Annotated in this window: 12 protein-coding genes; 8 read left to right on the top strand and 4 right to left on the bottom strand. The window is 53.4% G+C overall.

The genetic code is table 11. The features are described from left to right. Positions 1 to 184: 184 nt before the first annotated feature. Complete coding sequence (locus C1N59_RS09885; protein WP_033741756.1) at positions 185 to 1105, top strand: LysR substrate-binding domain-containing protein; 921 nt, start codon at positions 185 to 187, stop codon at positions 1103 to 1105. Here C1N59_RS09885 and smrA read toward each other — a convergent pair. Next, a complete protein-coding gene (gene smrA / locus C1N59_RS09880) occupies positions 1102 to 1668 on the bottom strand; it encodes a DNA endonuclease SmrA (protein WP_394550711.1) in 567 nt (188 codons plus the stop codon). The genes C1N59_RS09885 and smrA overlap by 4 nt on opposite strands. 318 nt (positions 1669 to 1986) lie before the next feature. Between smrA and C1N59_RS09875 the strand changes: the two genes are divergently transcribed. Next, positions 1987 to 2727 carry an FNR family transcription factor gene (locus tag C1N59_RS09875; protein WP_006119246.1) on the top strand — a complete coding sequence of 247 codons (741 nt, stop codon included), beginning with the start codon at positions 1987 to 1989 and terminating at the stop codon, positions 2725 to 2727. Between the two features lie 118 nt (positions 2728 to 2845). Next, positions 2846 to 3799, top strand: coding sequence for a universal stress protein UspE (gene uspE, locus C1N59_RS09870; protein WP_006119247.1), 954 nt, complete (start codon positions 2846 to 2848; stop codon positions 3797 to 3799). Positions 3800 to 3845: 46 nt separating this feature from the next. Here uspE and pntB read toward each other — a convergent pair whose 3' ends face one another. Together pntB and pntA are read right to left on the bottom strand one after the other, a co-directional pair. Further along, a complete protein-coding gene (pntB, locus tag C1N59_RS09865) occupies positions 3846 to 5234 on the bottom strand; it encodes a Re/Si-specific NAD(P)(+) transhydrogenase subunit beta (protein ID WP_394550709.1) in 1389 nt (462 codons plus the stop codon). Positions 5235 to 5237: 3 nt separating this feature from the next. Continuing rightward, positions 5238 to 6770: a Re/Si-specific NAD(P)(+) transhydrogenase subunit alpha gene (pntA, locus tag C1N59_RS09860; RefSeq protein WP_205950217.1), complete on the bottom strand. Its 1533-nt coding sequence runs from the start codon at positions 6768 to 6770 to the stop codon at positions 5238 to 5240. A gap of 533 nt (positions 6771 to 7303) precedes the next feature. On the opposite strand from pntA, the gene ydgH reads away from it, so the two are divergent. Together ydgH and C1N59_RS09850 are read left to right on the top strand one after the other, a co-directional pair. Next, entirely contained in the window at positions 7304 to 8257 is a 954-nt protein-coding gene (gene ydgH, locus C1N59_RS09855; protein WP_006119253.1) for a DUF1471 family protein YdgH, read from the top strand. A 205-nt stretch (positions 8258 to 8462) separates the two neighbouring features. Then, entirely contained in the window at positions 8463 to 9851 is a 1389-nt protein-coding gene (locus C1N59_RS09850) for a basic amino acid/polyamine antiporter (protein ID WP_033741762.1), read from the top strand. On the opposite strand, the gene C1N59_RS09845 is transcribed toward C1N59_RS09850, so the two are convergent. Beyond that, a complete protein-coding gene (locus C1N59_RS09845; protein ID WP_394550707.1) occupies positions 9848 to 10258 on the bottom strand; it encodes a hypothetical protein in 411 nt (136 codons plus the stop codon). The genes C1N59_RS09850 and C1N59_RS09845 overlap by 4 nt on opposite strands. Before the next feature lie 174 nt (positions 10259 to 10432). Here C1N59_RS09845 and rstA point away from each other — a divergent pair, with 174 nt between their 5' ends. From rstA to C1N59_RS09830, 3 genes are read left to right on the top strand one after another with little or no spacing between them, the layout of a single operon-like run. Next, a complete protein-coding gene (rstA, locus tag C1N59_RS09840) occupies positions 10433 to 11158 on the top strand; it encodes a two-component system response regulator RstA (RefSeq protein WP_006119256.1) in 726 nt (241 codons plus the stop codon). Continuing rightward, positions 11155 to 12456 carry a two-component system sensor histidine kinase RstB gene (gene rstB, locus C1N59_RS09835; RefSeq protein ID WP_006119257.1) on the top strand — a complete coding sequence of 434 codons (1302 nt, stop codon included), beginning with the start codon at positions 11155 to 11157 and terminating at the stop codon, positions 12454 to 12456. The genes rstA and rstB overlap by 4 nt, the downstream gene beginning before the upstream one ends. Before the next feature lie 18 nt (positions 12457 to 12474). After that, positions 12475 to 13962 (top strand): carboxypeptidase M32, encoded by a 1488-nt coding sequence (locus C1N59_RS09830; RefSeq protein WP_172912541.1) that lies wholly within the window; start codon positions 12475 to 12477, stop codon positions 13960 to 13962. Positions 13963 to 14012: the final 50 nt, after the last annotated feature.

Raw genomic sequence — 14012 nt, 5'->3', positions numbered from 1 at the left:
ATGTTTTTTCAGCAACCGTGAAAAACGTTGTGTCAGGCAAAAAAACAACGGCATCATTAATAATCAACCACTTAAAACGCTCCGCTGCAAAAAGTACACATTGTTAATAAAAATTTGCAGCAAAGTTAACAAAATCCAGCTTAAATAGTTGCCTGTCACCTGGCAATGTCATTAAGTTGGGTAAATGGAAAAAAATATCCTTTTCAATCAGCGCATTCGCTTGCGCCATTTACATGCCTTTGTTGCCGTCGCGCAGCAGGGAACCCTGGGGCGTGCAGCCGAGACCTTAAGTCTCAGTCAACCTGCGCTTTCTAAAACCCTCAACGAACTTGAAGAACTCACCGGCGTCCGCCTGTTCGAACGCGGTCGGCTGGGCGCACAGCTGACCACCATGGGAGAACAGTTTCTTATCCATGCGGTAAAAGTGTTAGAAGCGCTGAATCATGCCGGCCAGAGTTTTAATGAACAGATTAACGAGCGTCCGGTAGTCATTCGTCTTGGTGCCTTAACCACGGCGGCGATGGGCATGTTGCCACAGATTCTTGACCGTTTTCACCAACTGCGTCCCAACACGACCATTCAGGTTGCCACCTTACATAATAATGTGTTGCTGGCGGGGCTGAGAGCGGGCGAGTTTGATCTGGGCATCGGCCGAATGGCGGATAAAGAGATGATGACCGGCCTGACCTATGAACTGCTGTTTCTGGAGTCATTAAAGCTGGTCGTCAGACCGGAGCATCCGCTTTTAAGTGACAACGTCACGCTTTCACGTGCCATGCAGTGGCCTGTTGTGATTTCCCCGGAAGGCACCGCGCCGCGCCGCCTGGCACAGCAGATGCTGGATGAGCAAGGGTGCTGTCTGCCGCCCCATTGCGTCGAAACGTCTTCAACGTCGCTGGCCCGTCAGCTGGCGCTGCGCTATGACTACATCTGGTTTGTGCCTTCCGGGGCCGTCAAAGAAGATCTCAGCCACAATGCCCTGATATCGTTGCCCATCACCTCTCCCGGCCCGGGTGAACCCGTAGGGATAATCACGCGCACCGGTAACACCTTAAGCCTGAGCGCCGAAGTGTTGATGAGTACCATTCGTAAGTTTCACAGCTAGCGACTGCGTTTAGCATGGCGCTCCCAGTTTTCCTGACGCGCTTTTTCCGTTTTGCGTAGACCGACATAGAGCGCACCGGAGCCGCCATGCTGCTTCTGTGCGACACAAAAGGTCTGGACGTCGTCAAATTCACGCAACCAGCGGTCAAGATAGCTGCGCACAATGTTGGCATGAGATTCATTGTCCCGGCCTTTGCCGTGAATAATCAGCAGGTTTCTGTAGCCGGCTTTACGGACATCCTGCATGAAGGTAAACAAATTTTGACGGCAGGTTTCAACAGGCTGGCGTAGCAGATTCAGGCTGGCATCCAGCGCATATTGCCCCTTGCGTAATTTATCCAGCACGCCCTGCTGGATGCCTTCAGCTTTAAACTCAAGTTGCTGCTCAAGAGGAATGATGTCCAGGTAACCGCGGGTTAAAAAGTTTTCGTCTTCAGGTTCTGGTGACCGAGGCGGCACTTTTTTGCTGGCAGCGCTGTGATTCCAGCGCGTATTTTCTGCATCTTTGAGTGGCGTAACGTCATTCATCGCGTCACGAAACAGATTGTCATCGTCAACGTTCATGGCTCGCCCCTGGTAAATGATATGACGCAAAATTGACTTGAAACCAAATAGTAGCAAAATCGGTAAAGCCTGCGCTAATCCCGTTTTTATCGTCCCTTCTGGCCTTTCAGATTAAGATAAATTCTGTATGAGATCAGAAATCCGTAAAGATTTATTTACGATCTTAATAAGATGACATCAAAAAACCCTGTCATAACAGCCTTTAGCAGTATTGCGGAAACCACACTTTTTGTATGCCTAAAAACTGCTCGGATGAGTTCCCTTACACCGAGAAAATGGTAAAATTGACCCCAGTCAATTATCGTCGAGCAAACTACTATGTTCCCTGAAAAACGTATTCAGTCAGGCGGTTGTGCGATTCACTGCCAGGATTGCAGCATCAGTCAGCTATGCATCCCTTTCACCCTTAATGAACATGAGCTGGATCAGCTTGATAATATTATTGAGCGAAAAAAACCCATTCAAAAAGGCCATACGCTGTTCAAAGCGGGTGATGAGCTGAAGTCGCTCTACGCAATCCGTTCCGGCACCATTAAAAGCTATACCATCACCGAGCAGGGAGATGAACAAATCACCGGTTTTCACCTGGCCGGCGATCTGGTGGGATTTGACGCCATTATGAACGCCAGCCATCCCAGCTTCGCCCAGGCGCTGGAAACGGCGATGGTCTGCGAAATTCCTTTCGATACGCTGGATGACCTGTCCGGCAAAATGCCTGCCCTGCGTCAGCAGATGATGCGCCTGATGAGCGGTGAAATTAAAGGCGACCAGGACATGATTTTGCTGCTGTCCAAGAAAAACGCGGAAGAGCGCCTGGCCGCCTTCGTCTGGAACTTATCCCGCCGCTATGGCCAGCGCGGCTTCTCACAGCGTGAGTTCCGTTTGACGATGACGCGCGGCGATATCGGGAACTATCTGGGGTTAACCGTTGAAACCATTAGCCGACTGCTGGGGCGTTTCCAGAAATCGGGTATGCTGGCCGTAAAAGGCAAATATATCACCATTGAGAACCACGCGATGCTGGAAGCGCTGGCCGGTCAGAGCCACCAGGCGGCGTAATCCTCAGGCCGGGTTAACAAATCTTATTTTGTTGATCCGGCTACATCTTTTCACTTTCTTAGTGCACTTAACATAGGCTATCTTTAAACCAGTCGCGTTGGTCTAAGGAGAGTAGCCTATGTCCCAGTATCAAAACATTCTGGTCGCCATTGATCCTCAGCAGGATGACCAGCCCGCGCTGCGACGTGCGGTCTATCTCAACCAGCTTATCGGCGGCAAAATCAAAGCATTTCTGCCCATCTACGACTTTTCATACGAAATGACCACCCTGCTGTCACCAGATGAACGCACCGCGATGCGTCAGGGTGTGATCAGCCAGCGCTCGGAATGGATTCGTGAACAGGCGCAGGCTTATCTGGATGCTGGTGTGGATATAGACATTAAAGTCATCTGGCACAACCGGCCCTATGAAGCAATCATCCAGGAAGTGCTGGCGCATCAACATGATTTAGTGCTGAAAATGGCGCACCAGCACGACCGGCTGGAAGCGGTTATTTTTACACCGACAGACTGGCACCTGTTACGTAAGTGCCCTTGCCCGGTGTGGATGGTTAAGGATCAACCCTGGCCCGAAGGCGGCAAAGCGCTGGTGGCGGTCAATCTGGCCAGCGAAGAACCGCACCACGATGCGCTTAATCAGAAACTCATTCGCGAAACCGTTAAACTGGCCGAAAGCGTCAATCATACCGAAGTGCATCTGGTGGGCGCCTATCCGATTACGCCAATCAACATTGCTATCGAACTGCCCGATTTTGATCCCAGCGTCTACAACGATGCCATTCGCGGCCAGCATCTGGTAGCCATGAAGGCCCTGCGACAAAAATTCTCCATCAGTGAAGAGTTTACCCACGTTGAAAAAGGCCTGCCGGAAGAAGTGATCCCGGAATTGTCCGCCCACCTTGGCGCGGGCATTGTGGTGTTAGGGACGATTGGACGGACCGGACTGTCGGCAGCTTTCCTGGGGAATACGGCTGAGCAGGTGATCGATCACCTGCGCTGTGACCTGCTGGCGATTAAGCCGGATGATTTTGTCTCGCCCATTACGCTTGATGACGAAGACGAGCACGATTAACGCGGCCTTCAGTAAAAAGGGCGACGGTTATCGTCGCCCTTTTCTTTTACAGCGCTTTCAGAATACTTTCTACGCTGGCTTTGGCATCCCCAAATAGCATGTGAGTATTTTCTTTAAAGAACAGCGGATTTTGCACACCGGCATAGCCCGTATTCATTGAGCGTTTGAACACAATAACGTTTTGCGCTTTCCACACTTCCAGCACCGGCATACCGGCAATCGGGCTGCCCGGATCATCCTGCGCCGCAGGATTAACCGTGTCGTTGGCCCCGATAACCAGTACTGTATCGGTATCGCTAAAATCGTCGTTGATTTCGTCCATTTCCAGCACCACGTCATAAGGCACTTTCGCCTCTGCCAGCAGAACGTTCATATGGCCAGGCAAACGGCCGGCGACCGGATGAATACCAAAACGCACGTTGATGCCGCGGGCGCGGAGTTTTTCCGTGATTTCCGCTACCGGATACTGTGCCTGTGCAACGGCCATGCCGTAGCCGGGCGTAATGATCACGGAACGGGAAGATCGGAGCATCTCTGCCGTTTCTTCTGCGCTGATTTCACGATGTTCGCCGGTCTCATCACTTGTCGTTGAAGCTGTGCCATCGCTGCCAAATCCACCGGCAATAACGCTGATAAACGAGCGATTCATGGCCTTACACATTATGTAAGAAAGAATCGCCCCCGAGGAACCAACCAGCGCACCGGTCACGATAAGCAGATCGTTACTGAGCATAAACCCTGCCGCTGCGGCCGCCCAACCGGAATAAGAGTTGAGCATCGAAACAACGACCGGCATGTCCGCACCACCGATGGAGGCCACCAGGTGCCAGCCAAACGCCAACGCAATGATAAGCATGATCACCAGCGCAAACACCTGCGCACCGCGACTTTGCGTGTTAACAAACCACAGTAGCAGTAAAAACGAGACGGCCAGCGCCAGCAGATTCAGCTTATGCCGCTGAGGCAGCATTAAGGGCCGCGACGAGAGTTTGCCACACAACTTGCCAAAGGCGACCAGCGAGCCCGTAAAGGTGACTGCACCGATAAAGATGCCGATAAAGACTTCGCTGAGATGGATGTTTTCAATAACCGCCGGCAAGCCAGGAGCATGATCGATATAGCTGTTAATGCCTACCAGTACGGCGGCCAGGCCGACGAAGCTGTGCAGTATCGCCACCAGCTCGGGCATTTCGGTCATTTCTACCCGTTTCGCCAGCCGAATACCGATGGCACCGCCAATAACCATCGCCAGCAAAATCCAGACAACATGACTGCTGTCGGGACCAAATACAGACGCGATCAGCGCAATCGCCATGCCGCTGATACCAAATATATTGCCCTGTCTTGAGGTCTCATGTTTTGATAGACCCGCCAGACTCATAATGAACAGAATTGCAGCAACGATATAGGCTGCCGTCACTAATCCGCCAGACATAGCTTACCCCTTACGAAACATTTTCAGCATACGCTGCGTGACGGTGAAGCCACCGAAGATATTGATGCTGGCGATCAATACGGCAATAAAAGAAAGAAAACTCACCCAGCCGCCGTGCCCCATTTGCAATATTGCCCCTACCACAATAATGCCCGAAATCGCATTGGTGACTGACATGAGCGGCGTATGCAGCGCATGACTCACATTCCAGACCACGTAGTAGCCCACCACACAGGCCAGCGCAAAGACGGTGAAATGTGACAGGAATTCACTGGGGGCAACATTCGCGAGGCAGGCGAAGAGTACGACAGCGCCTGCCAGCAGCCCATATTTACGCCGGGGGGAAACGGGTGCCGCCGGGCTTTTCGTTTGCGCCGGTGCAGCGGCAGCCGCGGTTTTCGGCGCGGCGGAGACCTGAACTGGCGGCGCAGGCCAGGTGATCTCGCCGTCTCGAATCACCGTGACGCTGCGGATGACGACATCATCAAAGTCAATGACGATCTCGCCATTCTTCTCTTTACAAAGCAATTTCATCAGGTTGACGAGATTGCTGCCGTAGAGCTGAGATGATTGCGTCGGTAACCGGCTGGGCAGATCCGTATACCCGATAATTTTTACGCCGTTGTCCGTTACAGTGACCCGATCGGCGACGGTAAGCGCACAGTTGCCGCCGGTTTGTGCCGCCAGGTCAACAATGACGCTGCCAGGCTTCATGCTGGCCACCATTTCCCTGGTGATCAACGTCGGCGCAGGTTTACCCGGTATCAGCGCCGTGGTGACAATAATATCCACCTCCTGGGCCTGCTGAGCGAAAAGCGCCATTTCTGCTTTAATAAAAGCATCCGACATGACTCTGGCGTAACCATCACCACTGCCCGCCTCTTCTTTGAAATCCAGTTCAAGGAACTCTGCGCCCATACTTTGCACTTGTTCCTTCACTTCCGGACGCGTGTCAAAGGCGCGAACAACCGCGCCCAGGCTGCCTGCGGCACCGATTGCCGCCAGACCCGCCACGCCCGCACCAATCACCATCACTTTGGCAGGCGGGACTTTCCCGGCAGCGGTGATCTGACCGGTGAAAAAGCGACCAAATTCGTGTGCCGCCTCCACGATGGCCCGATAACCTGCAATATTGGCCATTGAGCTCAGCGCATCCAGCGACTGCGCGCGGGAAATACGGGGCACGGCGTCCATCGCCATAACGGTGACCTTACGCGCAGCCAGTTTATCCAGCAGTTCAGGGTGCTGAGCAGGCCAGATAAAACTGACCAGCGTGCTGCCCTCGCGCATCAGCGCAATGTCGTCTTCACCGGGTGCATTCACTTTCAGCACAATATCGGCTTGCCAGACCTGCTGGCGATCGGTCAGCGTGGCGCCGGCGTTGACATAGCTGTCATCATCAAAACTGGCTGGCTTACCCGCACCCTGTTCAATCGTGACGCTAAAACCCAGCCTGATGAGTTGTTCAACGGTTTTCGGCGTGGCAGCCACGCGCGACTCATTGGCTGACCGCTCTTTGGGTATTCCAATTAACATAGTGTTCCCTTTCATCGATTAAAGGATGATGACCCTTGTGGTAAAGACTGCTCTGACGTCATCTGCGCTCAGGCGGTGTGAATAAATGCAAGGGCATAATCGTGTCTAAACCTACTGAAAATGTTACAGGTGATCTACTGCACAGACGCACCAATGTCACATTCGCGGTAATATCCAGTTTTGGCCTCGTTATGCCGCATAACGTCACTGTCTGATCGCATCACTGGCAGATAAATAACTAACTAAGCGCCCTTCCATACGAATATTCCTTTCGGAAAAACCTAAATTTAACAACGCATTAACGGTTTTGATAAAGCTACGAACGTTTATTTCATCTGCCTGTCTTAAGCGTAAGGTAAAATACCGAGTCGTGACGCCGAGATAAAAAAAACCGGATCACAACGAGAGAGAAATCGCAAAAATTGGCTGCGACAGCGTGTTTATAACATGTAATAATCAGCAGCTATTCTGTTATACATCAAGAGTCCAGCACGTTTTCGTACTCATTTTGCGTAAGGCGAAGGATCATTTTTATGAAGCTGAAGAACACTATTCTGGCATCTACATTGTTATCTCTGCTGGCGGGAAATGCGTTTGCCGCTAAAGAGCTGACGCCAGAACAAGCGGCCGCGTTGAAGCCATTCGAACGTATTAATATCACCGGTCGTTTTAATGCAATTGGCGATGCGGCGGATGCCGTCTCCAAACGTGCTGATGAACTGAATGCAGATTCGTATTACATTCAAGGTATTAACGACAGCAACGGTAACAGTGGTAACTGGCGCGTAACCGCAGATCTGTATAAGGCGAATGCGCCTAAAGCGAGTCAGGAAACCGACTACCGGATGTTTAATGGCCTGAAAGAGTTGCCGAAAGCGGAAGCCTATCGCCTTGAACCCTTTGATACCGTGACGGTGACCGGCTTTTTCCCCAGCCAGCCCGATGTGAACGAGGCAATTTCTAAAGCCGCGAAAGAAAAAGGCGCTGCGTCCTTCTTTATTGTGCGTCAGGTTGATGCCAATACCGGTGGCAACCAGTTCATTACCGCTTACATCTATAAGGCGGATGCAAAACAGCGCGCCGTGCAGAGCCCGGATAGCATTCCGGCTGATTCTCAGGCAGGTAAAGCCGCGCTGGCCGCGGGCGGTGCTGAGGCGAAAAAAGTCGAGATTCCGGGCGTTGCCTCCTCTGAAACCCCAAGCAATGCCGTGGGCCGCTTCTTTGAAACGCAGAGTTCAACCGGTAAACGCTATTCTGTGACGCTGCCAGACGGCCGGGAAATCCAGGAGCTGAACGCAGTCACCGCGGCACAGATGCAGCCGTTTGATACGGTCACCTTCAGCGGCCATTTCGGCACACCAACCGAAGTCTCACAGGAAGCCGCCAAACGTGCGGCTGGCAAAGGTGCGAAGTTCTACCACATCACACGCCAGTGGCAGAACCAGAGCGGGGGTAACCTCACCGTGACCGCCGATCTGTTCAAATAAGCAATTAAGGGCGGCGCAAGCCGCCCAACTGTTTGCATAATCCCTGCGCAATTTTGCATAGTCACGCATTGCCATCCTTCACCGCACTCCGTAAAATCCTCCGCCTGTTTTTCAGCGTATTACACGCGATTTACGCAACACAACACCGATATAATAGGGTGTTTATGCTGGTCACCCAGCCACTTATGCTCGCAGGAAGAATGTTTTGGAGAAAAAATTAGGCCTCAGTGCCCTGACCGCGCTGGTACTCAGCTCCATGCTGGGTGCGGGTGTTTTCAGCTTGCCACAAAATATGGCGGCGGTCGCAGGTCCGGCCGCGTTGCTGACTGGCTGGCTGATCACTGGCGCAGGGATTATTTTCCTGTCGCTGGCGATGCTGCTGCTGACGCGACTCAAACCCGATCTGGATGGCGGTATCTTTACCTACGCCCGCGCTGGATTCGGTGAATTGACGGGATTTTGTTCCGCCTGGGGTTACTGGCTGTGTGCGGTTATCGCCAACGTGTCCTATCTGGTTATTGTTTTCTCTGCCCTGAGTTTCTTCACCGATACGCCAGACAGGGTTATTTTTGGTAACGGGAATACCTGGCAGGCGATGCTGGGCGCATCCGTAGTGCTGTGGCTGGTTCACTGGCTGGTATTGCGGGGCGTTCAGACCGCCGCCAGCATTAACCTGCTGGCGACACTGGGCAAACTGGTGCCGTTGCTGCTGTTTGTGGTGCTGGCCGTCATGGCCTTCAATTATGACCGCTTCCATTTTGATTTTTCCGGGCTGAGCCTCGGCGTTCCGTTATGGCAACAGGTCAAACAGACCATGTTAATCACGCTATGGGTGTTTATCGGCGTGGAAGGTGCTGTAGTGGTCTCGTCGCGAGCTCGCCATAAAAAGGATGTCGGACGGGCAACGCTGCTGGCCGTGCTGGCCGCCCTGCTGGTTTATCTGCTGGTCACCCTGCTGTCGTTAGGGATCGTGCCGCGCGCGGCGCTGGCCGAAATGCGTAACCCTTCAATGGCGGGCCTGATGACACAACTGACGGGAAGCTGGGGTAACGCAATCATTGTCGTGGGCTTGATTATTTCTGTCTGCGGTGCCTATCTGAGCTGGACCATTATGGCGGCAGAAGTGCCGTTTATTGCCGCGCAGCAAGGTGCCTTCCCCCGCAGTATTGCCCGCCAGAACGTCCGTAATGCGCCAGCCGCCTCACTGTGGCTGACAAACGGTAGTGTGCAGGTTTGCCTGATCCTGATCGCCCTGACCGGTGCGGATTACAACATGCTGTTGACCATTGCCTCAGAAATGATTCTGGTGCCCTATTTGCTGGTGGGATTGTATTTGATCAAGGTGGTCAAAGGGCAACATAAACCCTGGGCGCTCGTGACAGGCATCGGGGCCAGCGTGTACGGCATCTGGTTGCTGTATGCCTCCGGTCCACTGCATCTGTTTATGTCTGTCGTGCTCTATGCGCCGGGCATTTTGCTGTTTATGTTCGCACGTCGGGGCGGACATGCGGTGGCGCTGCGGCCCGTTGAGCGGGTTGCCATGGTCTGTATTATGGTGGCAACCCTGCCTGCGATGTGGGCCCTACTGACTTAGTGAGACTGACCGAGAACCACGCACAGCAGGTCATCCTGCTGTGTCAGCGTCACGGGCTTACGGTACTCTTCATGAATCCCCTCCAGCTGTTTCTCTGACAGCGGATACGGAAGCTGGATATCCACGCGGGCAATGTGCTGCTGCTCGGCTAACGTAATCAGGCGGGCGATGTTGATTTCGTCGCTGACCTGGGTTGATATGATTTGTAAGGCTAATTCTTTCAGGTGATCTTCACTTGCCTGTAAACTGTGCGCAGATTTGCGTGTCACCATGCCGAATATGGGCAGTACGCCATAGATGGCATCCACAAAGCTCCAACGTTTTTTGCAGGATGCCGACAGGAAATCACTGTAGTTAAAGCGGATGCGATCACGGTATACCGCTGATGCCAGCTCTTTATCAAACACTTTGGCTCCTCAAGGTGATCACAATGAATCCGGAACTCATATTAAACGCAGGGTTAATGATTGCATATTTTGCGGATTATATACCAGTTACTCAAGGATATTTCGTGTGATTGGATAGAGCTCTGCGCCAGGAAAAGTTATGCTTTATCCCTCCTTTTTACGTTAGTGTGAATTATGCATAAAATCGTTTACGTAGAAGATGAACCGGAGGTCGGTTCGCTCATTGCCGCCTACCTGGGACGTCATGATATTGAGGTGATTGTTGAGACGCGCGGCGATCGGGCTGAAGCCACCATTGCCGAACAGCAACCCGACCTGGTCATGCTCGACATCATGCTGCCCGGCAAAGATGGCATGTCAATCTGCCGTGACTTACGGGCAAACTGGCAGGGGCCGATCGTGCTGCTGACCTCCCTTGACAGCGATATGAACCATATCCTCGCGCTGGAGATGGGCGCGCAGGACTATATTCTGAAAACGGCTCCCCCAGCCGTTCTGCTGGCGCGATTGCGTCTGCACCTGCGTCAGTCACAACAGGTGCAAAGTGAAGAAGCCCCTGCGCCGACGAAAAATACACGCATGTTGCGGTTTGGCTCACTGACCATCGATGCCCTGAATCGCCAGGTCGTGCTGTTTGAAGAAAATATCGCCCTGTCCACGGCGGATTTTGATCTGCTTTGGGTGCTGGCCAGCCATGCCGGGCAAATTCTTAACCGTGATGCCTTGCTGAAAACCTTACGCGGCGTCAGTTACGATGGCATGGATCGCAGTATTGATGTCGCCATCTCGCGTTTGCGTAAAAAACTGCACGACAGCGCAACAGAGCCATTCCGTATCAAAACCATCCGCAACAAAGGCTATTTGTTTGCGCCGCAGGCCTGGGACACGCGTTCGGTATGAAAAAACTTTTTATTCAGTTCTACCTCCTGCTGTTTGTCTGTTTTCTGGTGATGTCGCTGATGGTCGGGCTGGTCTATAAATTTACCGCCGAACGCGCAGGCCGCCAGTCCATGAACGACTTGATGGCCAGCTCGCTCTACCTGATTCGCAGTGAACTGCGTGAAATACCGCCGCGCGACTGGAATAAGACGATCAAAAGTCTGGATCTCGGTTTGTCATTTGAGCTGCATATTGAGCCCATGAGCCGGTTCGAACTGGATGAAAATGAGTTACGCCGTCTGCGTGCGGGCGAAATCGTTGCGCTGGACGACAAATACACCTTCCTGCAACACATTCCGCGTAGTCATTATGTCCTGACCGTCGGACCTATACCTTACCTTTTTTATCTGCATCAAATGCGCCTGCTGGATATGGCACTGGTCGTATTTATTGGCATGTCGCTTGGGCTGCCGGTATTTATCTGGCTGCGTCCGCACTGGAAAGAGATGCTGCGACTCGAACATGCCGCTCAGCGTTTTGGTCAGGGGCAACTGGACGTGCGTACTCATTTCGACAGCACCTCCAGCCTGTTTCGCGTTGGCGTCGCGTTTAACCAAATGGCTGAGAATATCAATACGCTCGTCGCCAGCAAGAAACAGCTTATTGATGGTATCGCTCACGAGTTGCGTACACCGCTTGTGCGGCTGCGCTATCGTCTGGAGATGAGCGATAACCTGAGCGAAGCCGAATCTGCGGCGCTGAATCGTGATGTGAGTCAGCTGGAAAGCCTGATTGAAGAGCTGCTGACCTATGCCCGTCTGGATCGTCCACGCGTCGACCTTAATTTGCAGTCGCTGGATCTGGCCAGCTGGTTGCGTGAACGCATGGAAGACTTCCAGGCCATCAACCCGGATACGCAGATTGAGCTGGATTTACCCCAGCGGGAAAATTACGGCGTTTCAGACACCCGGCTTATGGAGCGCGTGCTGGACAATCTTGTCAATAACGCGCTGCGCTATGCAAACCAGCGCCTGCGGGTCAGCTTATGGTTTGACGGCGCAGTCGGTAATTTGCAGGTCGACGATGACGGTCCGGGGATCCCCCATGAAGAACGTGAACGTGTATTTGAACCCTTTGTCCGGCTCGATCCGAGTCGCGACCGCGCAACGGGCGGCTGTGGACTTGGCCTGGCCATCGTTCACTCCATCGCCCATGCGCTCAGCGGCCGGGTTTCCGTTGAAACCAGCCCGCTTGGCGGTGCCAGCCTGCGTTTTAGCTGGCCGCTCGATCTCCCCTTTCGGGAACTTCCACGACGTTAACGCATTCAGGAGCTTTGTGTGACTTCAGCCTATCAACACCTTTGTAAGACCTTCCAGCGCCTGTCGCGTTTCAGTCATCTCAGCGCCATCGCCGGATGGGACATGCAAACCATGATGCCCGCCGGTGGCAGCGCCGCACGGGGCGAAGCGCTGGCGGAAATGAGTGTGCTGCAACATCAGATTCTGACGGATAAACGCATTGGTGACTGGCTGGATCAGGCAGAACAGCAATCGCTGAATGATGTTGAACGCGCCAATCTGGGCGAAATGCGCCGCGCTTATGTTCAGGCAACATTACTGCCTGCTGAACTGGTCGAAGCCAAATCCATTGCGGGATCGCGCTGTGAGCATGCCTGGCGTACACAGCGTCCGGCAAACGACTGGCAGGGTTTTGCGACCAATTTGAAAGAGGTCGTACGCTTAAGCCGTCAGGAAGCTGAACTGCGTGCGCAAGCGAACGGCTGCTCCCGCTATGACGCGCTGCTTGACGTGTTTGAACCGGGCATGACCAGCGCCACGCTGGATCATACCTTCGGGCAGTTAAAAACCTGGCTTCCACACTTGTTGCAGCAGGTCGTCGAAAAACAGGCTCAGCAGCCGGTGATCACGCCCCAGGGACCGTTCCCGATAGCCTCACAGCGCGAACTGGGTTTACGCGTGATGGCCGAGCTGGGGTTTGATTTTAACCATGGCCGCCTGGACATTAGCGCGCACCCTTTCTGCGGCGGCGTGCCCGAAGATGTGCGTATTACCACCCGCTACAATCAGGATGAGTTTCTGAGCGCCATGATGGGCGTCATTCATGAGACTGGCCACGCGCGCTACGAACAGAATTTGCCTGAGCAATGGCGCGGTCAGCCGGTTGCGCTGGCGCGATCCACGGCGATCCATGAGTCACAAAGTCTGTTTATGGAAATGCAACTGGGACGCAGCGCACCTTTCCTGAAGCGTATCCTGCCGCACATCATCAGTCAACTCGGTGACCAACCCGCCCTTCAGGCAGATAACTTTGTCCGGCTGACGCAGCAGGTTAAACCGGGCCTGATTCGGGTGGATGCGGACGAACTGAGCTATCCGGCGCACGTCATTCTGCGCTACGAGATCGAACGCGCGCTGATTGAAGGCGAGATTGAGGTTGAAGACATTCCGGCGCTGTGGGATGAAAAGATGCAACAATCCCTGGGTCTGGATACGCGCGGCAACTACCGCGATGGCTGCATGCAGGATATTCACTGGACCGATGGCGCCTTCGGCTATTTCCCGACATACACACTCGGGGCGATGTACGCTGCGCAGCTGTTCCAGGCGTTACAAAACGCAATTCCGCAATCCGCCGAGCTGATACAGCATGGCGACCTGCAGCCGGTATTTGACTGGCTGCAGCAGAATATCTGGCAACATGGCAGCCGTTTCACCACCGAACAGTTGATTGTCAATGCTACTGGCGAAGCGCTCAACCCAGACTATTTCCGCAAACATCTTGAGCAACGTTACCTGAACAGTTAAGGTAGCAGGCGGCCTGAGGGCCGCCTTTTCCTCCCGTACATCCCCTTTGT

The organism is Pantoea sp. SGAir0183, assembly GCF_043545505.1.
This window is presented reverse-complemented; position numbering and strand designations above follow the sequence as displayed.

What these genes read in the sequence shown, in the direction of transcription:
- C1N59_RS09885 (WP_033741756.1), top strand. Translation starts at nt 185, where the DNA reads ATGGAAAAAAATATCCTTTTCAATCAGCGCATTCGCTTGCGCCATTTA.
- uspE (WP_006119247.1), top strand. Translation starts at nt 2,846, where the DNA reads ATGTCCCAGTATCAAAACATTCTGGTCGCCATTGATCCTCAGCAGGAT.
- ydgH (WP_006119253.1), top strand. Translation starts at nt 7,304, where the DNA reads ATGAAGCTGAAGAACACTATTCTGGCATCTACATTGTTATCTCTGCTG.
- rstB (WP_006119257.1), top strand. Translation starts at nt 11,155, where the DNA reads ATGAAAAAACTTTTTATTCAGTTCTACCTCCTGCTGTTTGTCTGTTTT.
- C1N59_RS09875 (WP_006119246.1), top strand. Translation starts at nt 1,987, where the DNA reads ATGTTCCCTGAAAAACGTATTCAGTCAGGCGGTTGTGCGATTCACTGC.
- smrA (WP_394550711.1), bottom strand. Translation starts at nt 1,668, where the DNA reads ATGAACGTTGACGATGACAATCTGTTTCGTGACGCGATGAATGACGTT.
- rstA (WP_006119256.1), top strand. Translation starts at nt 10,433, where the DNA reads ATGCATAAAATCGTTTACGTAGAAGATGAACCGGAGGTCGGTTCGCTC.
- pntB (WP_394550709.1), bottom strand. Translation starts at nt 5,234, where the DNA reads ATGTCTGGCGGATTAGTGACGGCAGCCTATATCGTTGCTGCAATTCTG.
- pntA (WP_205950217.1), bottom strand. Translation starts at nt 6,770, where the DNA reads ATGTTAATTGGAATACCCAAAGAGCGGTCAGCCAATGAGTCGCGCGTG.